Annotated in this window: 19 protein-coding genes and 1 pseudogene; 4 read left to right on the forward strand and 16 right to left on the reverse strand. The window is 60.7% G+C overall.

The window, feature by feature from the left end:
- Positions 1 to 13: 13 nt before the first annotated feature.
- The 3 genes and pseudogenes from ACYPXD_RS29230 to ACYPXD_RS29240 form a co-directional block, all read right to left on the reverse strand.
- A pseudogene (locus tag ACYPXD_RS29230) lies at positions 14 to 82 on the reverse strand (PAAR domain-containing protein); the annotation flags it as partial.
- 181 nt (positions 83 to 263) lie between these two features.
- On the reverse strand, positions 264 to 1403 hold the full coding sequence (locus tag ACYPXD_RS29235) for a tyrosine-type recombinase/integrase (RefSeq protein ID WP_459719949.1): 1140 nt from the start codon (positions 1401 to 1403) through the stop codon (positions 264 to 266).
- 413 nt (positions 1404 to 1816) lie between these two features.
- Positions 1817 to 2059, reverse strand: coding sequence for a SymE family type I addiction module toxin (locus tag ACYPXD_RS29240; RefSeq protein WP_459719952.1), 243 nt, complete (start codon positions 2057 to 2059; stop codon positions 1817 to 1819).
- Between the two features lie 683 nt (positions 2060 to 2742).
- Here ACYPXD_RS29240 and ACYPXD_RS29245 point away from each other — a divergent pair.
- Positions 2743 to 3126 carry a lysozyme inhibitor LprI family protein gene (locus ACYPXD_RS29245; protein ID WP_459719957.1) on the forward strand — a complete coding sequence of 128 codons (384 nt, stop codon included), beginning with the start codon at positions 2743 to 2745 and terminating at the stop codon, positions 3124 to 3126.
- 141 nt (positions 3127 to 3267) lie between these two features.
- Here ACYPXD_RS29245 and ACYPXD_RS29250 read toward each other — a convergent pair whose 3' ends face one another.
- Complete coding sequence (locus ACYPXD_RS29250) at positions 3268 to 4809, reverse strand: GMC family oxidoreductase (RefSeq protein ID WP_459719960.1); 1542 nt, start codon at positions 4807 to 4809, stop codon at positions 3268 to 3270.
- A gap of 338 nt (positions 4810 to 5147) precedes the next feature.
- On the opposite strand from ACYPXD_RS29250, the gene ACYPXD_RS29255 reads away from it, so the two are divergent.
- Together ACYPXD_RS29255 and ACYPXD_RS29260 are read left to right on the forward strand one after the other, a co-directional pair.
- Positions 5148 to 5942 (forward strand): phytanoyl-CoA dioxygenase family protein, encoded by a 795-nt coding sequence (locus tag ACYPXD_RS29255; RefSeq protein ID WP_459719963.1) that lies wholly within the window; start codon positions 5148 to 5150, stop codon positions 5940 to 5942.
- A 26-nt stretch (positions 5943 to 5968) separates the two neighbouring features.
- A complete protein-coding gene (locus ACYPXD_RS29260; protein ID WP_459719966.1) occupies positions 5969 to 6994 on the forward strand; it encodes an FkbM family methyltransferase in 1026 nt (341 codons plus the stop codon).
- A gap of 72 nt (positions 6995 to 7066) precedes the next feature.
- Here the strand turns inward: ACYPXD_RS29260 and ACYPXD_RS29265 are convergent, their stop codons facing one another.
- The 3 genes from ACYPXD_RS29265 to ACYPXD_RS29275 all read right to left on the reverse strand — a co-directional run bounded on the left by ACYPXD_RS29265 (position 7067) and on the right by ACYPXD_RS29275 (position 9612).
- A complete protein-coding gene (locus ACYPXD_RS29265) occupies positions 7067 to 7201 on the reverse strand; it encodes a hypothetical protein (RefSeq protein WP_459719970.1) in 135 nt (44 codons plus the stop codon).
- 18 nt (positions 7202 to 7219) lie between these two features.
- On the reverse strand, positions 7220 to 7909 hold the full coding sequence (locus ACYPXD_RS29270; RefSeq protein ID WP_459719973.1) for a hypothetical protein: 690 nt from the start codon (positions 7907 to 7909) through the stop codon (positions 7220 to 7222).
- A 392-nt stretch (positions 7910 to 8301) separates the two neighbouring features.
- Positions 8302 to 9612, reverse strand: coding sequence for a DUF1254 domain-containing protein (locus ACYPXD_RS29275; RefSeq protein WP_459719976.1), 1311 nt, complete (start codon positions 9610 to 9612; stop codon positions 8302 to 8304).
- Between the two features lie 476 nt (positions 9613 to 10088).
- Here ACYPXD_RS29275 and ACYPXD_RS29280 point away from each other — a divergent pair, with 476 nt between their 5' ends.
- On the forward strand, positions 10089 to 11048 hold the full coding sequence (locus ACYPXD_RS29280) for a SphA family protein (RefSeq protein WP_459719979.1): 960 nt from the start codon (positions 10089 to 10091) through the stop codon (positions 11046 to 11048).
- Positions 11049 to 11100: 52 nt separating this feature from the next.
- Here the strand turns inward: ACYPXD_RS29280 and ACYPXD_RS29285 are convergent, their stop codons facing one another.
- The 9 genes from ACYPXD_RS29285 to putA form a co-directional block, all read right to left on the reverse strand.
- Positions 11101 to 12375: an MFS transporter gene (locus tag ACYPXD_RS29285; protein ID WP_459720907.1), complete on the reverse strand. Its 1275-nt coding sequence runs from the start codon at positions 12373 to 12375 to the stop codon at positions 11101 to 11103.
- Between the two features lie 198 nt (positions 12376 to 12573).
- Positions 12574 to 13308 (reverse strand): ribonuclease activity regulator RraA, encoded by a 735-nt coding sequence (locus tag ACYPXD_RS29290; RefSeq protein WP_459719982.1) that lies wholly within the window; start codon positions 13306 to 13308, stop codon positions 12574 to 12576.
- 33 nt (positions 13309 to 13341) lie between these two features.
- Complete coding sequence (locus ACYPXD_RS29295) at positions 13342 to 14127, reverse strand: SDR family oxidoreductase (RefSeq protein WP_459719985.1); 786 nt, start codon at positions 14125 to 14127, stop codon at positions 13342 to 13344.
- A 145-nt stretch (positions 14128 to 14272) separates the two neighbouring features.
- Entirely contained in the window at positions 14273 to 15175 is a 903-nt protein-coding gene (locus ACYPXD_RS29300; protein WP_459719988.1) for a LysR family transcriptional regulator, read from the reverse strand.
- A gap of 433 nt (positions 15176 to 15608) precedes the next feature.
- Complete coding sequence (locus tag ACYPXD_RS29305; protein WP_459719991.1) at positions 15609 to 16532, reverse strand: hypothetical protein; 924 nt, start codon at positions 16530 to 16532, stop codon at positions 15609 to 15611.
- A 257-nt stretch (positions 16533 to 16789) separates the two neighbouring features.
- On the reverse strand, positions 16790 to 17389 hold the full coding sequence (locus ACYPXD_RS29310; protein WP_459719994.1) for an FUSC family protein: 600 nt from the start codon (positions 17387 to 17389) through the stop codon (positions 16790 to 16792).
- 61 nt (positions 17390 to 17450) lie between these two features.
- Positions 17451 to 17705, reverse strand: coding sequence for a hypothetical protein (locus ACYPXD_RS29315; protein WP_459719997.1), 255 nt, complete (start codon positions 17703 to 17705; stop codon positions 17451 to 17453).
- Positions 17706 to 17888: 183 nt separating this feature from the next.
- The gene (locus ACYPXD_RS29320) at positions 17889 to 19037 is read right to left on the reverse strand and encodes a branched-chain amino acid ABC transporter substrate-binding protein (RefSeq protein ID WP_459720000.1); all 1149 of its coding nucleotides are present in this window, start codon (positions 19035 to 19037) and stop codon (positions 17889 to 17891) included.
- Between the two features lie 89 nt (positions 19038 to 19126).
- Entirely contained in the window at positions 19127 to 23128 is a 4002-nt protein-coding gene (putA, locus tag ACYPXD_RS29325; RefSeq protein WP_459720003.1) for a trifunctional transcriptional regulator/proline dehydrogenase/L-glutamate gamma-semialdehyde dehydrogenase, read from the reverse strand.
- Between the last annotated feature and the right edge of the window lie 395 nt (positions 23129 to 23523).

Consider the following 23523-nt stretch of genomic DNA (forward strand, 5'->3'; position numbering starts at 1 on the left):
GTGTCCACCACGGAGGTGGACAGGCCAGCTCGCGACCGCCGTGGGAAGTCGTCTCGCCCTCGCGAATGAATGCAAAACCCATAATGCACGCCCTCTCTTTTTGTCTGTTGAATATTGCGCAGCGGGCTATTACGGGGCCACCCTGTCAATACCGACAGTTTTGCGCTATACATTAGCAATGCTCAGCGAGCGAAGCGGTGATTGCTAAACAAGGGAAGCCGGCCTGTCGTGTGAGCGTGACGGAGTGGCCTGTCGTTGTATCGCTAAACGATTGCAATGGCGTCGAGCTTCGCTCTCATCCGGTCGTGCTGCAAATGTCCGTAATGTTTGTCGATCATCTCGGTCGACGTTCCGGCCATCCTTGCTACCTCGAAGCTGTCGATGCCGCTTGCGATCATTTCGCTGATAGCCGTATGGCGAAGCGAATACATCACCACAGTGGTCGGAAGCTTGGCTGCTTTGACTGCATCCTTGAAGGGCTTCTTCCACGAGTCCTTGTTCCAAGACTGGCCGTATTCCGTAGCGAAAATTGGAGCATTGGCTATCTTGCCTTTGGTTCGCTCCACCAAGAAGCGGATCGCTGCAGACGAAAGTGAGACGATGCGATGACCAGTCTTTCCGTCGAGGACAAGCGTGCCCTGCTCAGCATCAAAATGTTTAACGCAGGCGCGCGCGAGTTCTCCGGGGCGAGCTGCGGTGAATAGCATCGCCTTGACCAGTTGCCGAATGTCCTCGGGACATGCCTCAATCAGTGCGCTTCGCTGCTCTGCCGGAAGGAACGACTGCCTGCGACGCCCGACATCCTTAAACTTTGTGACCGTTTTCCATCCAGCGTCGGTCGCGACGAGCCGATCATGTAGCGCTAGGTTGAGGGCTGCTTTCAACGACGCAAGGTTGCGGTTCGCCGAATCCTTCGCCCGCCGGAGGTCGTCTTCGTCTTCGGCGGATTCCTCGATCTCACTAATTTGCTCGGCCAGCCAGTCTTTCATGTGTGACGTCCGCAGCTTTGACAGATCGATGCGACCGATCTTGTTGTCGTAGACGAGCCGTTTGAAACGACCTTCGGCGTCCGATTTGCTGGAGGCTCCTTTGTGCAGTCCGAGATGCTTCACGTAGTGCTCGCATGCATCCTTGACGGTCGTGCTCTTGGTCGACACGCCAGCGTCTGCCGCCGTCGACCATTCGAGGGTAGCCTTCACTGCGTCATCGAAGCTCGGGAGGGTACCTAGCGCCTTGTATTCTTGCTTGCCCGCCTCGTTGCGTCTGCGAGCAATCCAGGTCCCATCTCCCTCGGAGAGTTTACGAAACCCGACGTAGAGACCGGATTGAACCCGAGCAAAATACGGTTCCCGGCGCGGGGGAAGCTTGTCGCGTGCGGTCTTGCTGACGATAGAGATAGCCATGATTTTCGTACGGAAATGGTACGGAAATTTTAGGCTGGATCTCACCGGACGGCAATGTTCTTATTTCTAATTAAATCAATGGATTAAGATGGTGTTGTGACGTTAATGGATGGCCTTGGATCTATATTCCCGCCTTCCGAAGGCAGGGGCCGCCGGTTCGCCCCAAAAAGCCTGACACGGGCCCACGCGATTTCTCCTTTTCCGCCGCATCCGCTTGATCGCGTTTGCGACGTTTGGATTCTGCCAGTTGTGACTTCGCCAGCGCCCTGTCATCGGCTATAGCCACTTGCGCCAGTTGGTCTACCGGTGGATACGCGTCGCGCTGTACCATCCCCAATCTTGCCAAACGCAACAACCAACATTGCTCTCATCACGGACCGGAGACCCTCCCTCTCCGGCCCTCGCACCTCACATCAAGCCGGCGTAATCACCAACTTCCCCTTCTGCACTTCCACGCGAACCTTGCCGGAAATCTCAAACCCCGCCTCCTGCAACCAGCGCCCCGACAGACGAATCCAGGGCGCAGGCGGATAATCGTCGTAACCGCGCTTCCAAACCGGCCACTCCTTAGGCCGATAAAACGGTTGGCGTAGTCTCGATATAGTCAAGTAACGAACTGAAGTTCCGTCCGCTGTTTTATGATTGCGTTTAGCCATGATCAACTCCTTGTGTGAGTTGGTTGTGGTTAGCGGGTCGTGTGGGTTGCCGCCCATGCGGCCCGCGCTTCTTCTCCTTCCTGCCCTTCCTTATTGCGAAGTCGTCCGTTGCAGGACACACCTTCTAGTTACTTAGCGATCCAATCAATTTTCCCCGATAGTTTTGGGTAATGCAAACCGGCTACCGGAGATAAGAAGGCTCCCAATGTCTTGCTCAAGACGTGTGAGTGACTAAGACAACTTCTATCAGTGACTGTCGGTGTTTGCAGTGCGACTCCAGCGAGCGTCATAGCTAAATTGCGAGAATAACGCCCGATGCGCATAGATTCCCGCATGCTCAGGACCACAATTGCTCGCAAGTGCCGACGCCTTAAATTCAACCTTCGGTATGCGCCTAAGACCTTCACTCGGTTGCTTTAGCAATTGAGCCGCGGCACGCACTGTCAAATGCTGTCAATTCGGCGCGGTCCTATGGTGTCCTGTGCCAAACTGCGCCGCGACCGACGAACTTCCCTGTTCGCAGAAGCCCTGCAGACAGCGCGCAAAGCGTCGCTATCACGCAATCTGGATTCTGTTAGCTGCTTCATCCACCACGAGGCGTGCGCGCGGCAAACCGCGGAACGACATGCCCGTCTACTATGCGGCCGTCGAAGACGACCCACTAACCAGTGGCGAAGGGATCTATGATTCGTGGCACTAGCCTTTTAGTCGCACTCGCCTTTACGCCAATCCTGGTGTCCACGAAAACCGTCTACTCCGGCGAATTCGATTACCATTCATTCGAGTCGGCAAAAAAGTATTTTTCCAGCCGAAGCGCATCTGAAATTACGCGTATGTGTGATGCAGGCGACCACGCAAGCAACGATGATCTGGCGCAATGCTCGCATCTGAAATTCGAGCGTGTAAACCACGAACTCGACCGAAAATTGCAGTTGGCGAGAGCGGCATTCGAACACAGCGACAAGTCATTGAAGGCGGAGGGCGAGCCCTTAGCGTCGCCGTACTTTGTTAAATCACAAAGCGCTTGGGTCCAGTATCGCGACAATGCGTGCTACACCGAAAGTTAAATGATGCGCGAAGCTGCTGAGCGCTACATCTTCTTTTGGAAATGCATGGCCAACATCACGCAAAAACGCGTGAAGGAAGTACAAGAACTTTTGAAGAATTAAAGAACGCGCGGTGATGCCATCCGCGCGCCCACCTCGCTACTAAACGCCCTCTCCCCGCATCAAATCCGCCGCCTTCTCCGCAATCGCAATAACCGCCGCATTCGTATTGCCGCGAACGATATCGGGCATCACAGAAGCATCGACCACGCGCAATCTGGAAATCCCCAGCACGCTCAACTGAGAATCGACCACCCGACCCATCGCACATGTCCCCACCGCGTGATATGACGGCTCAGCTAACTGCCGCGCATAGCTCAGAATGTCCTCATCGCTGTCCGATGCCGGAACGCTCTGCGGCGCCGAGCTAATGTCGCGAAGTGCAGGCTGTCTGGCAATATCAAGCGCAGCCCTGACACCGGCAATCATGCATTCGCAGTCTTCGTCTGTCGTCAGAAAATGATGGACAATGCTCGGCGCCGAATCGGGACTGCTATCACGCAAGCTCACCCGGCCGCGACTCGTCGGCTTCGCTAAACAAGGCCCAAACGAGTACCCGTGCGCCGAGCCAAGCGAAGACCCGCCTTTGACCAGAATCGGAATCATGGTGAACTGAATGTCCGGCGCGCTCAGTCCAGGGCGAGTCCGGATAAATCCACCGCCCTCCCCCAGATTGGAGGTCAATGGACCTTGCCCTTCGTCGCGAAACAACGCGAGGTCTGCCTCCGAACCGGCGTCCAGAAGCGAGCGCTCATCGGTGAGAAAAGAAAGGCGCAGCCGGCAATGATCCTGCAGATTCTCACCCACCGGCAGTTCATGAACAGGCGGAATACCCAACGAAGCCAGATCGCTCCCAATGCCGGACAGCATCAAAAGCTGAGGCGACTTATACGCGCCCGCCGAAAGAACAACTTCCCGGTCGGCCTGCAACGTAGTCGCTTCACCTTCGTGAACCATCTCGATGCCGATCGCGACACGTTGTTTAAAAATAATCCGTGTCACCCGCGCATCGGTCATCACGTGCAAATTCGGCCGGTGCATCGCGGGATGCAAATACGCGGTCGCCGCGCTGCATCGCCGGCCGTCGCGTTGGGTCAGTTGATACCAGCCGATACCGTCTTGCACCGCGCCATTAAAATCGGCATTAGCCGAATAACCCGCCTGAACCGCAGCGTCGATAAATTTCTGGACCAGCGGATGCCTGGAGCGACCGTTACTCACCGACAGCGGGCCACGCGTACCGTGTAGCGGCATGTCGATTTCGTTGCTCTCCGATTTGATGAAATAGGGCAACAAATCGGCATACGACCAGCCCGCCACCCCGTCCCAAGCATCGAAATCGGCCTTGTTCCCGCGGATATACGTCATCCCATTGATCGACGACGTACCGCCCAGCATCCGGCCAGCCGGCAGATACACGCGCCGCCCGTTAAGACCCGGCTCCGCCTCCGACATATAACCCCAATCCGCAGCCGTCCCGAACAACTTGGGAAACGCGATCGGCACCGGAACGTTTGCCACTGCATCCGTGCCGCCCGCCTCGATCAACGCCACGCGCACACTCGGGTCTTCCGTGAGGCGCGCCGCAAGCACACAACCGGCGGAGCCCGCCCCAACAATCACGTAGTCATAGGCTGTTCGCATCAACGTCTCTCCTTGTTCGCCCAAACAAGTCGATCCTCGCGCAACGGCCGAGGCTTGCGTCGACCGATCCGAACTGAAGCGACGCGCGGCGAACCGCCGCTGCCGCCGCTGTCGCCGATTCGCCCGCTCCCGCCCGTTGCAGGAATTGACAGCAAAACCCCAGTCTTATTCAACAATTGAACGCCCCCGCCGCCGCTTAGACTCCATCACGATCAACACACACTGGGCTTCGTACGCATGCCGGTGCTCCTCGAGCGTCGCCGCTGCGTCTTCAAGACGTTTCTTTCTCATGTCGGGACGGTAGCGTAACCAACGAGCATTCTTTCGGCGCTTACGGGGTGTCGGAGCGACTTCAGCAAACAGATCTGATCGACGAAGCAATGGCCGAATTGCGGATCAACGGCTATACGACGCTTGCCAGCGGCTTCAGCACGGAATTCATCGATTCACTCAAAGCCGGTCTCGACCGGACTTACGCGAAGCAGGTCTCCGAAATTGGCACAGAATCCGACCTGTTAAGCATCAACGATGCAGACATCGCTCGCTGCATGTTGTCGTACGAAGCGGACTACCTCAAGGTAGCAACCGCTGCCCCATTGATGGAACTCGCCAGGCGTTTCCTCGGGCCCGAATTCGTGCTCATGATGCAGAACGGCATCATTAACCGGCCGGATCGGGAGAACTATCAGGCGAAATGGCATCGTGATCTCAACTATCAGCATTGGACAAGTTCAAGGCCGATGGCGATGAACGCGCTGCTGTGCATTGACGAATTTACCTGCGAGAACGGTGCAACCTTCGTTCTTCCTGGGACGCATCATGTCGCGCCTTTTCCGACCGATGCCTTCGCGCGGAAATTCGAAAAGCAGCTAGCCGTGCCCGCTGGTTCGTTTCTGGTCCTGGACGCAATGCTCTTTCATCGCGCGGGTATCAACCAGTCATCCCACGTTCGCCGGGCCGTGAATCATGTCATCGGACTACCGTTCATGGCCCAGCAGATCGATATTCCAAGCGCAATGTCTCGCACCGGCGCGGCAATTCCCGACGATCCGGCAATCCGGAAGTACCTCAACTTTCGCTGGGCTCCCGCGGCAGACGCGATTGAGTGGCGCCAGCGGCGGATTGTTCGTTAGAACGCTAAATTTTCCGGAGTGCGGCAATGCTGACTGGGCTATACGGAGCAGGATTTCTTGGGCGCAGAATCGGGCGGGCAATCGACACGCCGTTCGTGTTTGTCGACGACACGCCTTCAAAACTCGGAACCATCGTAGACGGACACGACGTAACAAACCTTGAGCTGTTCTCCCGGCGCGCGACTTCCCACGTGTTGTATGTGTGCATCTATCAGCCGGGCTTCTCGTATTTGAAGAAGCGCGATCAGATTCACGCGATGTACCCCGAACTGGATGTTCGCCCGTTTACTGAGCTACTCAATTCGTCGGCTTCCCGCGCCCTGCCCTTTCTTTTCTTCGAATCGCCCACCGAGCTGGCTGAAAAACTGGGCCGGTATGAGGAAATCGGCCGGCTCTTGAACGACGATCTATCGAGGAGCACGCTATCCGGACATCTTGCATTCCGGCTAACGGGACAGTTCGAGAAGATCGTCTCGACGTCACGTCGCGACGTTCCGTTCCTTAACGAGGTTCTTTCGCCCACTGTCACCTACGTCGACGCGGGTGCATTCGATGGCGATACGGCCGAGGATTTTGTCGCCATGACAAACGGCCGATTCGGCCATCTATGTCTCGTCGAACCGGATGCGAACAATATCTCTCGAGCGGAGAAACGACTCGCTGATCTTTCCCGATCCGGTCGCGTCACCTTCCGGCAAGAGGCCATTTCCGACGTGCGCGGCCTGTTGGGCTTCAATGCCTTGGGCTCAGTCGGATCGTCCCTCGACTCAGGCGCTGACGACAAGGTAAAAACGTCGTTGCTTTCCGATTTCGACAGCGAGGGCCAGCTTTACATCAAGCTCGATATCGAAGGCGCCGAAATTCCCGCGATTAGCGCATCAATCGATTTCATTGCTTCCCGGCGTCCCATACTCGCCATCAGTGTCTACCACCGGTCGGACGACCTTCTGGACGCCATGAAACTTCTGGAGGACATCGAGGGCTACTCGTTTTACGTGCGATGTCACGGACCAGCAGGAGAAGACCTGATGCTTTACGCGATTCCGAATTAAACGAGCGTTGCCACCGAGAAGCCGTCCTTCCCGAAGTCGAGGCCCACGTAATAACGCCTGCCGACTTAGCCTTCATCGCAGACGGCCACGAACACCCCTGATCGTGTTCTCATCGAGCAGAATGGGCGTGGGCACCGTGACGCAAATCGGTGTCTCGGTGCCGATTGCTTCGGTCGGCAAAACCAGCCCGAGCTTTTCCCATTTCATTGGCTTCGTTCCCTGTCACTACTCCCCGTACTTCCGCAAATACCGCTCATACCCTTCACGCCAGCTCGGCGTGCCAAACGCGCCGCCACTCTCATGCACCACCGAAAGCGGCCAGGTCCCCATGCGCAGCCCCTTCAATTCCGCCTGACGGCAAAAATCCATGTCATAGAAGTGGAACTTGAATTGATCGTCAAAGCGCAGCCCCGTTTTGACCAGCTTCTCGCTATCGGCAATCAGCAGGAGCCCATCGAGCAGCTTGCACTCCTGGCCCGCCGGCCCGAACGAAGAGACGTTCTCGCAAGGAAACCCCTTGCCGTGTCCGACCGTGCCGCTCAGGAACCGGCGCTCGTCCCATTTGAAGTCGTCCGATACAAAGGCCCACGCCGGCTGGCGCGGCACGCGGCGCGTATTGCCGGCCAGCCCGACCACGTCGAAGCGCCCAAGCGCTTCGTGGATCCGCTCGAGCCAGAAGAAGTCGTGCAGCCAGATGTCGTCGTGGATAAAGGCCAGAATGGCCGGCTGCTGCTCGGCGTAACGGATCGCTTCGTTGTAGATCGTGGAGAGCCCGCGACTGTTGCTGTCGAACAGATGCAACTGCGCGTGCTGCGCGTCATGGTTGTAAAGCTTCAGCGAGCGGCCCAGCGCGGTCTCGGTCGAGAACTGCTGCCGGGTGCGCCGCGTTCCACACACTAATCGGATCGGCTTCATAGGACAAAGAATGGACGACGGGGTCGGGCGTTCCTGCGAAGCGCTAGCTGCAAACCAGTCGCAGATCGGGCCGTTGTGGCAACAGCGGGCACGCGCGCGTCATTTCGCAGATGCGCTGCGGTCGTGCTGACATGGGGATGCAGTCTATCGAGTCCGGGCGCAACCGATTCGACGAGTAAGCGCCGGATTTGCCTGCTTTTCGTGGTGAAAGGTAACAAGGCACGACGCGACGGCCGGTCGGTGCAGCACGGCGACTGCGTATCCGCATCCCGCAATGCATCGACCGACTCCACACACGTGATGACCGATGCACGCGTGACACAGATCGTTCTCAAACACCGTGTCGCGACGCGCATCGAGGTATTTCACGAAGACAACGCGACGCGCTGCGTCTATTTGATACGTTGCATCGGCGGCGCTTTCCACTTCCCACTCAATGCCGCCGGCTTCGGCCAGTAAAGACGCGTCACGACGAAGAATGGCCCTTGCGGAGCAGGCAGCCAGTTCGATTCGCGCTCCTTGCCGGGCGTCTCGTGCTGGACATACAGCGTCAGCCCGCCATCCGGATCGCGCTTGAGCTTCGGCAACATCGGCGAGTTGATCAGGTAGCGATTCAACGGGTTCGCGTAGAGCAGGCTATCGCGCGAGTCATACAGCGTGAGCGACCAGAACGCATTGACCGGCGGCAATTGCCCAGGCGCGAAATGCAATGTGTAGCGATTGGCGCCATCGAGCTTCTGGCCGGCGGAGTCTACAAAGTAAGTCGGGTAAAGCGCCTCCTCTTTGGCGTTTCCGTAGATGCCGGACACGGCGCCCGCCATACGCGCCATATAGTTGTTTTTCAGATGATCCCGAGTCCCGAAGCAGTCAGCACTTGACAGCTTTCCCGTGTCGATCCACGTCGTCTTGTATTCGTTGAAGGCGGCCCACGCATCCGCCATACCCGCCTCGAAGGCTGTCCGCATTTCCGGCGAAAGCGTGGCGGGATCAAACGGCTTGCCCGCGCCAATGCCGGCCTTCGCGAATCGAGCCATCAACGCCCGCTCCGACGCATGCGTCGGCGCGAACTGCAACAGGAAATTCAGCTCGCTAAAGAAACGCAGCGACGTGCGCTCGTCCTGAACATCGAGCGGCTTGATGAACTCCACGGCCGGCACGGCGGCCGGCGCGGCTGCACCGAGATAGGCAGAAAGCGGTTCAACCTTGTATTGCGCCTGGATGTGTTTGACGTTGCCGATGTCGCCCGGATTGAACAGCTGGGTGCGATAAAGCACCAGTGTGAAATCGGTTTCCGAGCGGATCACCGAGCGGATTCCGGGTGGCGTCTTTCCCTTCCAGTTCGGACCGGCCAGCAGATACCGGCCCGCAGCGTTGCCGGTGGTCCGGCTGCCGACATAGGCGAAATCGAAGGTGTGCATATCGATGAACTGGAGCGAGTAGTACCGCCCCTTTTCGATTTCGGGCACCGTCAGAACCAGCGGCTCGCGCCGCAAATCCGCCCCTAACGACGAGTACAGCGTATCTGAATTCGGCGTCTGAACGGCCTTGTCGTCGGGTGTGAAGACACGCGCCGAGCTGGAAATCGAATTCCAGGTCGACTTGTACTCCGGGTTCTTCGCATCGACGAAGTACGTGTACTGGATTCGATAGCTATCGACGAGCGGGAAGCCGTAGATCGTCGCTTCTTTTGCGATAGCACGCACTTCTCCCGGCGATATCGCCCAAGCAAGCGGTGCGTGTATTGAAATCATGAAGAGTGTGATGCAACACGAAAAGAAACGCTGCAAGACTACCCGTGTAGATCGGTGAGGCCGTATGGCACGCTCGTCACGATCTCGTATTTCCACTACCTGACAACTCATTTTTACCTCGAAGCATTTCTGATTGAACATATTGCGAATTTTGACATTTATCAGGATAACTTTATATTTTCCAAGCCAAATTTTCGCACCGGACAGATATCAGAAGACACTCTGCGCAGTCAAGCGGAACGGACAAAGACAGCGCGACTTGCACCCGACAAAATCGTTTGGTACTCTCCGCGCCAACTCATGTCTTCGACCTATATTCCGGTCAAGATAATATTTTCGATTCCTAACATATCTCCAAATCCAAAATGAAAGCCTCTCTGGTAGGGATTGCCTATTCTATAAATTTCGGACAGCGAATTTTGAGACACATGGAATGGCCGAAAGTTTTTCAGAATATTGCAGTTCTTGTTGCCGCGGTCGCGTGCTGCGCCACTCCCGCTCGTGCCACCGAGGGCGCATTGGGCCGTCCGATCGCGGGCACAAGCGTGCTTTCGGGCGTCGGAATCGTTCCTTCGGAGCCCGTTACGATTGTGAACCTGCAGGAGATCTATCTGGATGGATCGGTTGGCGGATCGCGCTCCGTGCCGATCGCAGGCAAAGCGTCGCTGGGCGTCGATGCCCAGCTTTCACTCACACTCGCATCGCTGCTCCACGTTTGGGGCGGCGTCGGCGGCTGGGATTTCGCGTCGGGCATCACGCTTCCGTACATGTGGACGGAAGTGAACGGGAATTTTTCGCTAGGGCGTGCCAATTCATCGGTGAGCGACAGGGCGTCGAACCTGTTCGACATGTATTTCACCCCCATCGAAGCCGGCTATCACTTTTCGGAAACAGATCACGTCGCGCTAAGTTTTAATTTTTGGGCGCCAACGGGCAGTTACAACGCGAATAACCTGGCCAATACGAGCCTGAACAACTGGACCTTCATACCGCAAGTGGCCTACACGAAGCTGGTTCCGAAATACGGCCTCGAGTTCGACGCCGTCATGGGCTTCCAGTTCTACACGCGCAATAGTGCGACCGACTATCAGAACGCACCGTTGTTCACACTCGATGTGATGGGGCTCAAAAAGTTTTCGAACGGTCTGGGGTTGGGTCTGGTGATGGGAACCGTGCAGCAACTCGGCAACGACTCCGGGCCGACCGCGGATCGACTCGACGGATTTGTCGGGCACGACTTCTCGTTAGGTCCGGTCGTCACCTATGAAACAAAGATTGCCGGAAAGGCACCCTTTTCGGCGAGCTTGAGATGGATACCGTCCATTACCAGCACCAACCGCCTCAAGAGCACGAAGACATTTATGGCCACCGCGACGCTGATTTTCTGATTTCATAGGCGCCCCGATCTTCGCCGGGGTGCGCCGTGTCGCCACGTTTCCGTCAGTCCCGATCGATCAACGACGTTTTCTTCGTCTCTGGCATCAACAGATAGGTGATCAACGAAGCGCAGATACATGCCGACACATACCAGAAGAACCAGTTCTCGTGCCCTTCCTTGCGCGTCCATAGCGCGATGTATTCAACCGTGCCGCTGAACACCGAGACGCTGATCGCATACGGCACCGCGAGCCCGAACGTGCGCACCTCAACCGGAAACAGCTCGGCCTTGGTAATGGTGCTCACCGACGAATACATCGCGACAGTAGCCAGCGCCGCCATCACCACTACAAACGCCACATAGGGACTTTGCGTACCCTTGAGGAACGTGAACAGCGGCACGGTCCCAAACGTCCCGAGGATGCCGAACGTCAGCAGCAACGGCTTGCGTCCGATCCGATCCGACAACGCGCCATAAACCGGCTGCAGCAAAGTAAAGCCGATAAGCGACAACACCGAAATCAGACTCGCCGTGCTCCTCGCCATGCCGGCGCTATTCACCAGAAACTTCTGCATATAAGCCGCATACGCATAGTTCCCGACCGACCCGCCGAGCGTCAGCCCAAACACCATCCAGCACGCCTTCTTATGCCGCAGCGCTTCGCGAATTGCGCTAACCTTTTTCGCCTGCTTCGCGTGCTTCCGGAACGACTCCGTCTCCTGCATATTCCGCCGCAGCAGAATGCCGACCACGGAGATCAACGCGCCAATCAGGAACGGAATCCGCCAGCCCCAACTCTGCAACTGCTCGGCCGTCAAAAACAGCTGCTGCATCAGCACGAGCGTGCCCATCGCGAGCAGTTGCCCGAGCGAGATGGTCGTGTAGAGAAAACTCGAATAGAAGCCGCGGTTGCCTTTCGGCGCAGTCTCACTCAGATACGCGGCCGCGCTGCCGCCCTCGCCGCCAATGCTTAAGCCTTGCAAAATCCGCGCGACCAGCAGGATAACCGGCGCTGCAATCCCGATCGTCTGATAGCCGGGCGTGAGCGCGATCATCAGCGATCCGAAGCACATCATCGAAACCGATAGCAGCAACGCGGCCCGCCGGCCGTGTCGGTCGGCATAGATACCGAGCACCCAGCCGCCGATCGGCCGAACCAGAAAGCCGATCGCGAAGACCGCAGCGGTCCTTAAAAGCGATACCGTCGCATCTCCGGACGGAAAGAACGCCTTAGAAAAATAAATCTCGAGCCCGACATAAACGAACCAGTCGTAATACTCGATCAGATTCCCAATCGACCCGCTGAAAATGCCCCACAGCCGTGAGGTCATTTTCATATCGGCGGCGGCCGCATAGCGACGGTCTTCCGCGCGCAGACGCGCAAAGTCGTCCGCGCTTTCGCGTACTTCCTGTGTCATGTGTGTCCCCTCCGCGCATGGCTTGGTATTTGGTTTTTGCCATGCGCTCAGATGTGTTCCGATACCGCCGGCGTGACGGCTAGCGTCACGCCTGGCGCTGCAACCCGCAACGCGCGACTAGCCCGGCGAGCCGCCCTTCTTCTTCGCCCACTCGGCGTAGCGCGCCTTGTTCGCTTCGTTCGGCGGATACAGGCCCGGCAGCGACGCGCCGTTATTCACTTCGTTCATGATCCAGCCCTCGAGCTGTTCCTGTTCGACCGACGCGGCCACCACCTCGTCCACCATCGCGGCCGGAACGACCACCGCGCCGTCCTGATCGATCACAATCAGGTCGTTCGGGAACACCGCTACGCCGCCGCACGCGATCGGCTCCTGCCAGCCGACGAACGTCAGCCCCGCGACCGAAGGCGGCGCCGCCGTGCCCTGGCACCACACCGGCAACTTGCTCTGCAACACGCCTTCGACGTCGCGCACCACGCCGTCCGTCACGAGCCCCGCCACGCCGCGCTTGTGCATCCGCGAGCAAAGGATGTCGCCGAAGATGCCGGCGTCGGTCACGCCCATCGCGTCGACCACGGCGATGCAGCCCTCGGGCATCGCTTCGATCGCGGCCCGCGTCGAAATCGGCGAGCCCCATGAGGCCGGCGTCGCGAGATCTTCGCGGGCCGGCACGAAACGCAACGTGAAGGCGCGTCCGACGAGTCGCGGCTGGCCCGGCGCGATCGGCCGCGTGCCGCGCAGCCACACATTGCGCAGTCCGTGCTTGAGCAGCACCGTCGTGAGCGTGGCGGTCGACACGCCCGCGAGCGCGGACACCACGCTCGCATCGAGAGGCTTGAATTCGGTAGTCATAGGTTGAGGTTCGGGAAGGAGTCGAAAAGAAGGTCAGACGCTCGCGATCAATCCGCCGTCGATGCGGATCGTCGAGCCCGTGATGTACGACGCGCGCGGGCTCGCAAGAAACGTCACCATGTCGCCGTATTCGCGCGGCTCGCCATAGCGGCCCACCGGAATCGATGCGGTGCTTTCGGCCGCCACGTCTTCAACCGGACGGCCTTCGCGCTTCGCTTTCGTCTCGTCGAGAAAGCGGATGCGATCGGTCGCAATACGGCCCGGCAAGACGATGTTGCAGGTCACGCCATCGCGGCCGACCTCTTTCGCGAGCGTCTTCGACCAGCCGACCAGCGACAGACGCAACGCATTCGAAAGACCGAGATTCGGAATCGGCGCGACCACGCCCGATGAGGTGCTCGTGATAATCCGGCCGAATTTGCGGCTCTTCATGCCCGGCAGCACGCGGTCCGTAATCGCGACCACGGACAGCACCATGCTGTCGAAATGCTTGCGCCAGAGCGCCGGATCCTGTCCGCTCGCCGGCGTGGGCGGCGGTCCGCCCGTGTTGTTCACAAGGATATCGACGGGGCCGAGTTCGCCTTCGATCGTGCTCACATGGCCGTCGATGCTCGCGAGATCGGCGAGGTCCCATTGCACGGACAGCGCGCGGCCGCCTGCATCGTTGATCGCGTGCGCGGTCTTGTCGGCCGCGGCCAGATCGACATCGGCCACCGCAACGCGCACTCCCTCAGCGGCCAGCGCACGCGCAATCGCGCCGCCCAGGCCACCGCCGGCGCCGAGTACGAGCGCCACCTTGCCAGTCAGTTGTAAATCCACTGGGTTCCTCACATAGGCAGTCGACCGGACGACTGCACAGACCTCGTCTCCTTGAGGTCCGCGTCGCGATCGAAGTTGAAAGCCAGTATAGGAACGGTGGAATTTGCCTGTAAAACGGAAATTTACGGGGCTGAGCCTAAGAAAATTAGATAGCTCGTCCGGTGGACCGGCTTGAACGCTTGCCGATTTTCGATGCCTGCACGCTCAGGCTGTCGACGAAAGTTTGCGTCGATGGCCGGTCGATCACGTCGAGCCGCGCGAGGATTCCGATCTCGCGAATCAGCGGGCTGCCGGGCAAACGCAGCGTCTTGATGCCACGCGCTTTGCCGACCGGGACGAGGTCGCCGGGAATGATCGAACAGCCAAGTCCTTCGCTGACCATGTTCAGGATGACGGAGGGTTCGTCGAGCTCCATCGTATCCATCGTCGCCAGGCCATGTTGCTTCAGATAGCGGTCGACTAACTGGCCGCCGGGCGAGCGCCGGTCGTAGCGAATAAATGGTTGCGTGCGCAACACTTCGGCGAGATCGCCGGGCGTGCCCTGCGGCGCGATGCCGACATAGCGCTCGCTAATCAGCGGAATCCATTTGAGGTCCGGCGGCAAGCCGAGCCGCGGCTTGATCATCACCGCGAGATCGAGTTCGTGCGAGTCGACTTTCGCGAGTAGATCGGTCGATACGCCAGGCGCGATATGGATGGACGCCGCCGGCTGCGCCCGTCTGAAATGCTGCAGCGCCTTTGGCAAAAGGCTCGCCTGGACCGTCGAAATCGCGCCGATGTTCAATCCGCGCGGGTCGGGAAAACCGCGCTGCTGCTTCATGCCGTCGAACAGATCGAGAATCTGCGTCGCCTGTTCGAGCGCATGCCGGCCTTCGCTGCACAGCGTGACCGACTTGGCCTTGCGGTCGAACAGCGGGAAGCCGAGCTCGTCCTCGAGCCGTCGTATCTGGGTGCTAACGGCCGACTGAGTCAGCCCGAGCCGGTTGCCGGCGGCCGAAAACGACTCGGCCTCGGCCGCGACGACGAAGGTGCGAAGATAGCGGATCATGATGCGGTTTTCTGTCCCGTCTTGCCGTGGTTGAAATGGTCAGCCCGACGATGTTATAGCCGCTCGGCAAACCGCGTCGTCAGGACTCGAATCGGGACGCCCGCTGTCGCCGGCGGCATCGTTTATACTCGCCGCGCATCGATCCGTTCCTGATTGTAAGGAAAAGCGGTAGATTCACATTCGTGGTTAATGAACAAGTCGGAGGTCGGTGAGTATGTTTAAGCGCTTAATCGCTATTTCGTTGTTGATGGGCGGCCTGCTGGCCTTGGTAGGTTGCAATACGGTCGCGGGGGCGGGGAAAGATCTGACGGACTCCGCTAATGCCGTCAAGCACGCGCTGTAAGTTGCGTGCGAGACCGGTCGCGCGATCCCGGCCGGGTCGCGACTGCGTAGTACCCGATGCGGACCGGGGCGAGCCCCCGGTCCTCTCACTTCACAATACGGTCAGGCCGCCGGCGGTTTCGATCACATCGATACTGTGAATTGCTTCCTGCGTGCTCACCACCGTCGACATCCGCGCGCAAAGTTTGTCGTCCACATGCGCTTCGCAGACGAACGCATGCCGCGTTTCGCCCGCTGCCGCACCGCGATACGTCGTTGAGAACACAACCGACGCCGCAGCCGGAATCAGCTCGAGCGCATCGAGCTCGCAGCTATCCATCACCCACTGAACCGGAAACCGCAGCGCATGATGCAGCAAGCGCTCGACGGTTCGCAGCATGCACGAAGCGATGATCGCGACCGGCCACGCTGGGTAGCCTCTAAAGTGCCCCGCGCAATCGCGCGCGGACAGCCCATGATTTCGCGCGACGATCGAATCGCCGCGCGGCTCGGACCAGACGAGCGGAATCGGTTCGACGTACGGCGACGCAATGCCGGTGTGATCCCGGCCCACCGCGAGATGCGCAAACAACCGCGCAAACAGCAGTTCGCTCAACACGCGGTATCGCACGAAGAGCGAAACGAACGGCGCGTCGTCGCCGATCTGCATCGTGGTTTGTGCGGAAAGCGTGCGGGCCGTGCGCTCGACGATGGTCGCGGTGCCACGGCACGCGTCGCGCGCCAAGGGAAGGCCTGCGCGCACCACGCCATGTCGTCGCAACTCCGCATGCGTGACGAGGTAGTACAAGCGTTCATCGCTGGCCGAATGCGCCGCCGCAGCGCATGAGCCGAGAATCGCAAGATGCCGGCCGATTTCCGCCGCGCCTAAAGGACCGCATTCGTAGCCCAACGCATGTTCGCGTCGAACATCGCCGACTACCGCGCCATCGGCGCTTAGAGACAATTCGTCGAATGCGAAATACGGCCGCTCCACAGCCGTTCGCCGACCAATCTCGGCCATATTTAGTTTGCTCATGCCAATCCCCGTACGATAAACGCATCTGATCGTAGAGCCTCGGGATTCGGCTTTGGCGACAATTCACAAAAGTTCAGAATTGCCAATCAAGCTTGATGAAAGGGCTACTCGTCGTGGGTCAAAGCGTGGTGACGCGCGTGACGTGCGTTACGCGCGTTACGCGCGGGCGGCGCGCGATCGTTTTGGCGTGGCAGCCTTACTTTTGGCTTCCGCCGTTGTCGTCGCATGAGCACTCGGCCACGCGATCGACGGCGTGCTCAGCGCGAGCCGCGCATCTGCGCAAGCCTGCGCTGCCCCCAACCGAACAGCCAGCTGACGACGAGCGTCGACAACGTGCCGATCACCACCTGGATCAGCCTGAACAGCGGCACATCCCACAATGGCCCTTGCATCGGCACGAGCAGCACGATCGTCGCGGTAATCGCGCCAAGACGCGCGGCGCTGCCCACATTCACGCACCAGCACGCGACGATGACGGCGGCGACCGTCGTCGCGTAGCCGAGCAGTTCGTGCGCGCCGGCCCCGAGCAACGCGCCGACGAAACCGAACAGGCCGCCCGCCATCGCGCCGATAAACTGGTCGCGGGACAGGTTGCGCGTGTCCGCATAGGTATGCTGCGTGACCGCGATCGCGGTAATCGCGGCCCAGAACGGTTGCTGCGTATGCAGCGCAATCGAAAGACCGTAGGCAAGACACGCGCCGCAGACCGCCTGCAATGCAACGAGACACCCTTCGACGATGCGTTCGCGAAGCGGCAAGCTCTTCACGAGGCCGACTAACAGATCGGCGGCGCGCGTGCGCGCGTCGTGCCGTGTTTGTCTCGTGTCGTTCATCGTGTTGGTGCGGTCGTCGGTCATAGGCGGGTTCCCCGATGCGCGCAGCATCTGTCATGCCGCGCACGCTAGCGTCTGCGCGTCATTATGCGTCAACGGGCTGACGGGCCGCCTGCGGTAACCGGTGAAAAGCCGCGTATGCGCGCGCCGGCTGCGCGCCGGGAACGATTGCGTTCGCGCCGAAATACGGCACGCAAAAGCCCGGCGGACCGACGCAATCGCCCGGGCCGTTCGGCTGTCCATGGAAATTCGCGCAGCCCGCCAACGTCGATGCGGCGAGCGCGATCGCCACGCACACGCTGGTTCGCAATGCGATGTAATGGATGATCGGTTTGTTCACTTGAGGTGCCTCCTTCGTTTCGTCACACGGCGAACCCAAGCATAGTGACGGGAGGCTTCCCGAGGTTTCCTTTTACGCCCGCGAAAGCATGAAGAAAAATTTATAAAAAAACCCCGCGAGCGCGTTTTCGCTCGCGGGGCCTTCGTCTGCATTTACCGCCTTGCAGCGCTGCGCCAGAACGGCTTACTTGCCGCCCACGCTCTCCAGCGTCGTCCACTTGCCGTCGACCACCTTGTACAGCGTGATGCCGCCGTTCTTCAGGTCGCCCTTGCTGTCGTACGCCAGATCCTTGGTCGTCACAGCCGGCATGTTGGTCTTCGCGAGCACCGGCAGGTACTTCGCCGGGTCGGTCGAGTTCGCCTTCTTCATGGCGTCGAACATCGCCATCGCGCCGTCATACGCATACGGCGAGTACGTCTGCACGTCTTCGTTGAAGCGCTTCTTGTACTTCTCGACGTAGTCCTTGCCGCCGGGCATTTCTTCGAGCGGCAGGCCCGCGAGCGACGCCACCGTGCCGTTCGCCGCATCGCCGGCCACGCTCAGGAACGTCGGCGTGTGCACCATTTCGCCGCCCATCAGCGGCGCCTTGATGCCGAGCGTCTTCATCTGCTTGACCATCGGCGCGGCCTGCGAATCGGCGCCGCCGTAGTAGATGAGATCCGGGTTCATCGACTTCAGCTTGGTCAGGATCGACTTGAAGTCGACCGCCTTGTCGTTCGTGTATTCACGGTCGACGATCGTGGCGCCCGACGCCTTCGCGGCCTTCTCGAACTGGTCGGCGAGACCCTGGCCGTATGCCGTGCGGTCGTCGACAATCGCGATCTTCTTCATGCCGAGCTTCTTCACCGCGAACGTGCCGGCCACCGAACCTTGCTGCGTATCCGACGTCATCATCCGGAACGTGGTCTTGAAGCCTTGCTGCGTGTACTCAGGGGCGGTCGCCATCGCGATCTGCGGAATGCCCGCGTTCGCATAGATGCGCGAAGCCGGAATCGTCGTGCCCGAGTTGAAGTGGCCGAGCATGCCCTTGATGCCGTCGTCGACGAGTTTCTGCGCGACCGTCGTGCCCGTGCGCGGGTCGGCCTGATCGTCAGCGACGTCGAGCACGAAGCGAACCGGCTTGCCGCCGATGGTCGGCTTCGTTGCGTTCATGTCTTCGACCGCGAGCGTGATGCCATTCTGGAAATCTTTGCCGTAGTGCGCCTGCGCACCGGTCATCGGGCCCGCGAAACCGATCTTCACCTCTTCGGCCTGCTGAGCGTGCGCTGCCCCCGCAAGCGACATAGCGGCAACCAGCGTTGCGCCTGCCAGCTTTTTCATCGTGTGTTGCATATCATCTCCTTGGTACCAGGTGTGGATGGAGCGGATGTCGGGGTCGCCGTGCCGCTTCCGTTCTTTTGAATCGATTGGCGAAGGTTCGCTCAGCCGATCGTCATCAAATTTGCATTGCCGCCTGCCGCTGCCGTGTTCACGCTGACCGAACGTTCCGTCAGCAGACGCTCGAGCGCGTAATCTTCATCGCCGTTTTCCAGCGCTCTTGCCGCGACGCCCTGCACCGAGACGATCGGACCCGCGCGCTTCGCGATTTCCTTCGTCAGGGCCAGCAGTTCGTCGCTGTCCCCTTCGAACAGCACGGCGTCGAACGAGGCGTCGGCGCTCTTCTTCGCGCTCGCATAGCGTTTCAGCGAGGCGGGCAACGATGCCACGAGTGCTTCGCCTGCCGCGCCTTCGAACAGCGCGTGATTATCGGTCGCCAGAACGGCGGCCAGCTGCACGCGCGCACCGCTTGCCGTCGACGCGATGCACAACACCGTGCCGCGCGCGCCGAGCGAATACGTGTTGCGCTCGCCGGTCGGGCCCGGCAGCACCGCGGTCGCGCCGGCCGGCACGTTCGCCATGTAGCCGTCGCAGCGTGCCGCGAGCGCCGGCTCGCGCTCCGCGATCAGCCAGTCGCGCAGCGCGGCGAGCGCGGCGGATGGTTTGCCGTTGGCCGCGGCGCCGTCGCCCGCTGCCGCGCCGTTAGCCGTTGCGCCGTTCTGCGCGGATGCCGACGCGCTTGCCGATGCAGGTTGCTGAACCGGCGTGTCCGCAATCAGCGTCTGCGCGAGCGACTTCGGCAAGCCCGCCGGCCGCTTCGCCAGCAGACGCTGCAGATACAGCGCGCCACCCGCCTTCGGCCCCGTGCCCGACAAGCCCTCGCCGCCGAACGGCTGCACGCCGACCACCGCGCCGATCACGTTGCGGTTCACGTAGATGTTCCCCACATGCGCGCGGCTGATCACATGCGCGATCGTCTCGTCGATGCGCGTGTGGATGCCGAGCGTGAGCCCGTAACCGGTCGCGCGAATCTGCTCGAGCAGCTTGTCGAGCGCGCTGCGGCGATATCGCACCACGTGCAGCACGGGCCCAAACACCTCGCGCTTCAATTCGTCGATGCTGTCGAGCTCGATCAGCGTCGGCGGCACGAACGTGCCGGCCGCGCAGCCTTCGGGCATCGGCAGCTGCACGACGTTGCGGCCCTTCTCGCGCATCGCCGCGATATGCGCGTCGATACCGCGCTTCGCTTCGGCGTCGATCACCGGGCCGACGTCGGTCGACAGACGGTCCGGGTTGGCCACCGCCAGTTCTTTCATCGCGCCGGTCAGCATCTCGAGCGTACGGTCCGCAATATCGTCCTGCAGACAAAGAACGCGCAGCGCCGAACATCGTTGACCGGCCGAGTCGAAGGCCGACTGCAGCACGTCCGCGACGACCTGCTCCGCGAGCGCCGACGAATCGACGATCATCGCGTTCTGGCCGCCCGTTTCGGCAATCAGCGGAATCGGCTTGCCGTCCGCATCGAGGCGCTCCGATAGCGTCTTGTTGATGTGCCGCGCGACTTCGGTCGAGCCCGTGAACATCACGGCGCGCGTGCGCGCATCGGCGACGAGCGCCGCACCAACCGTTTCGCCGTCGCCCGGCAGCAGTTGCACCGCGCCCGCGGGCACGCCCGCTTCGCGCAGAATGCGCACGCCTTGCGCGGCGATCAGCGAGGTCTGCTCGGCCGGTTTCGCGAGCACCGTATTGCCGGCCGCGAGCGCCGCGGCCACCTGGCCCATAAAGATCGCGAGCGGGAAGTTCCACGGACTGATACAGACGACCGGACCGAGCGGCCGGTGTGTATCGTTCGAGAACTCGTTGCGGATCTGCATCGAGTAGTAGCGCAGGAAGTCGATTGCTTCGCGGATCTCCGATACCGCGTTCGGCAGCGACTTGCCCGCCTCGCGCACCACGAGACCCATCAGCGTGTGCATTTGCGCTTCGAGCAGATCGGCCGCACGCGCGAGGCAGTCGGCGCGCGCGTCGACGGGCGTCGCCTGCCAGATCGGCGCGGCGGCGAGCGCATGCGCGAGTGCCGCGCTCACATGCTCGGGCGTCGCATCGACGACCGTGCCGACCAGATCGCGATGATCGGCCGGGTTGCGCACATCGCGCGCGGCGCCGCCGTTGATTGCGTCGTCGGCGAGCATCGGCACGGCGCGCCACGGATGATGCGCGCTCGCCAGCAGCGCCGACGACAGCGACGCCAACCGATGTTCATTCGACAGATCGAGGCCCATCGAATTGACGCGCTCGGCGCCGTACAGCTGGCGCGGCAGCGGAATCTTCGCGTGCGGCGCGCCGAGCGGCACGAGCTTCGCTGCCTCTTCCACCGGATCGGCGACGAGTTCCTTGACCGGCACGGTTTCATCGGCGATGCGGTTGACGAACGACGTATTCGCGCCGTTTTCGAGCAGACGGCGCACGAGATACGCGAGCAGCGTTTCATGCGTGCCGACCGGCGCGTAGACGCGGCACGGACGGTTCAGCTTGTCGCGGCCCGTCACTTCTTCGTACAGCGGCTCGCCCATGCCGTGCAGGCACTGGAACTCGTATTGGCCGGGGTAGTAATTCTGGCCCGCGAGGTGATAGATGGCCGACAGCGTGTGCGCGTTGTGCGTCGCGAATTGCGGATACACCGCATCGGGCGCGCCGAGCAGCTTCTTCGCGCACGCAAGATACGAGACGTCGGTGTAGATCTTGCGCGTGTACACCGGATAGCCCTCGAGCCCGTCCACCTGCGCGCGCTTGATTTCGCTGTCCCAATACGCGCCCTTCACGAGCCGCACCATGATGCGATGACGGCTGCGGCGCGCAAGGTCGACGATGTAATCGATCACGAACGGGCAGCGCTTCTGGTACGCCTGCACGACGAAACCGATGCCGTTCCAGCCCGCGAGCTCCGGATCGAAGCACAGCGCTTCGAGCAGATCGAGCGAGATTTCGAGGCGGTCCGCTTCTTCCGCGTCGATATTGAGGCCGATGTCGTAGCGGCGCGCGAGGATCGCGAGCGCGCGCACGCGCGGCAGCAGTTCGCTCATCGTGCGTTCCTGCTGCGAGCGCGCATAGCGCGGATGCAGCGCGGAAAGCTTGATCGAGATGCCCGGGCCTTCGTAGATGCCGCGGCCGCCCGCGGCCTTGCCGATCGCGTGGATCGCCTGCTCGTACGACGCGTAGTAGCGCTGCGCGTCCGCTTCGGTGGTCGCCGCTTCGCCGAGCATGTCGTACGAATAGCGGAAGCCGCGCGCTTCGTACTTGCGGCTGTTCGCCAGCGCTTCCGAAATGTTCTCGCCGGTGACGAACTGCTCGCCCATCAGGCGCATCGCCATATCGACGCCCTTGCGGATCAGCGGCTCGCCGCCCTTGCCGATCATGCGCGTGAGCGCCGACGAAAGCCCCGTTTCACTATTGGTCGTGACGAGCTTGCCCGTGATCATCAGGCCCCAGGTCGCCGCATTCACGAACAGCGACGGCGCGTGGCCGACGTGCGAGCGCCAGTCGCCCTTGCTGATCTTGTCGCGAATCAAGGCATCGCGCGTCGCGCGGTCGGGAATGCGCAGCAGCGCTTCGGCGAGGCACATCAGCGCGACGCCTTCCTGGCTCGACAGCGAAAACTCGTGGATCAGCCCTTCGACGCCGCCGCCCGACCGTTTGCCGCGCAGCGTTTCGACGAGCTTCGCGGCCATCTTCTGGACCTCGGCGGCAAGGTTCGCCGGCAAGCGCGCCTGGCCGAGCAGGAAAGGCACGCACTCGGGCTCGGGCCGGCGATACGCGGCCGTGATCGCCGCGCGCAGCACCGACTGCGGCTGCACGCTTTGCGCGAATTCGAGGAACGGATGCGAGGCGCTGTCATCGTCGCCCGCGCCGTTGACGCTGTCGAGGTCGACGGCGCCGTGGCTGCCCGACAGTTCGGCCGGAAGCTGGCCGTGCTCGATCTTTTCGAGGTACGCGAAGATCGCCTGCTTGATCAGCCAGTGCGGAGTGCGTTCGAGGCGTGCGGCGGCATCTTTGAGCCGGGAACGCAGGAGGTCGTCGACTTTGACGCCGAGGGTAGTGCTCGCCATGTTTCCTTCTTGATGCTGAAGCGCCAGCGCGCGGGCGCCGGCCAGAGACTGAAAAGTTGGCGCATCGTACCTCTCTCAATAAAAAGGTGCAACCAGTTTGCAAGCTTGGTTGCACCCACTCGAAACCTTTGCCGGGCAAGGGTTTGCGCGAATCGCACGCGCTCGGTCGCGCCACGGCGACGCTCGGTATTTTCCCTGGAAAGAAAGTTTGCGCAGCACCCTAAGTGATTTCCCCGGCGCGCCGTTATACAGGAAAGCAATACACGCTGTTGCGTCAGACAAGTAAAAACGACCGGTAATCAGGGAAGAAGGAAATGGAAAAGTGGTGGGTAGTCGCAGCAATCTGGACCGTGTGTGCGATGTGCGCGGCGCTGTTTATCCGCGGCGCCGCAAGC

It is taken from the genome of Paraburkholderia sp. 2C (assembly GCF_054589215.1).

What these genes read in the sequence shown, in the direction of transcription:
- ACYPXD_RS29280 (WP_459719979.1), top strand. Translation starts at nt 10,089, where the DNA reads ATGGAATGGCCGAAAGTTTTTCAGAATATTGCAGTTCTTGTTGCCGCG.
- ACYPXD_RS29260 (WP_459719966.1), top strand. Translation starts at nt 5,969, where the DNA reads ATGCTGACTGGGCTATACGGAGCAGGATTTCTTGGGCGCAGAATCGGG.
- ACYPXD_RS29310 (WP_459719994.1), bottom strand. Translation starts at nt 17,389, where the DNA reads ATGACCGACGACCGCACCAACACGATGAACGACACGAGACAAACACGG.
- ACYPXD_RS29320 (WP_459720000.1), bottom strand. Translation starts at nt 19,037, where the DNA reads ATGCAACACACGATGAAAAAGCTGGCAGGCGCAACGCTGGTTGCCGCT.
- ACYPXD_RS29305 (WP_459719991.1), bottom strand. Translation starts at nt 16,532, where the DNA reads ATGAGCAAACTAAATATGGCCGAGATTGGTCGGCGAACGGCTGTGGAG.
- ACYPXD_RS29290 (WP_459719982.1), bottom strand. Translation starts at nt 13,308, where the DNA reads ATGACTACCGAATTCAAGCCTCTCGATGCGAGCGTGGTGTCCGCGCTC.
- ACYPXD_RS29245 (WP_459719957.1), top strand. Translation starts at nt 2,743, where the DNA reads ATGATTCGTGGCACTAGCCTTTTAGTCGCACTCGCCTTTACGCCAATC.
- ACYPXD_RS29270 (WP_459719973.1), bottom strand. Translation starts at nt 7,909, where the DNA reads ATGAAGCCGATCCGATTAGTGTGTGGAACGCGGCGCACCCGGCAGCAG.
- ACYPXD_RS29235 (WP_459719949.1), bottom strand. Translation starts at nt 1,403, where the DNA reads ATGGCTATCTCTATCGTCAGCAAGACCGCACGCGACAAGCTTCCCCCG.
- putA (WP_459720003.1), bottom strand. Translation starts at nt 23,128, where the DNA reads ATGGCGAGCACTACCCTCGGCGTCAAAGTCGACGACCTCCTGCGTTCC.
- ACYPXD_RS29265 (WP_459719970.1), bottom strand. Translation starts at nt 7,201, where the DNA reads ATGAAATGGGAAAAGCTCGGGCTGGTTTTGCCGACCGAAGCAATCGGC.
- ACYPXD_RS29240 (WP_459719952.1), bottom strand. Translation starts at nt 2,059, where the DNA reads ATGGCTAAACGCAATCATAAAACAGCGGACGGAACTTCAGTTCGTTAC.
- ACYPXD_RS29285 (WP_459720907.1), bottom strand. Translation starts at nt 12,375, where the DNA reads ATGAAAATGACCTCACGGCTGTGGGGCATTTTCAGCGGGTCGATTGGG.
- ACYPXD_RS29250 (WP_459719960.1), bottom strand. Translation starts at nt 4,809, where the DNA reads ATGCGAACAGCCTATGACTACGTGATTGTTGGGGCGGGCTCCGCCGGT.
- ACYPXD_RS29300 (WP_459719988.1), bottom strand. Translation starts at nt 15,175, where the DNA reads ATGATCCGCTATCTTCGCACCTTCGTCGTCGCGGCCGAGGCCGAGTCG.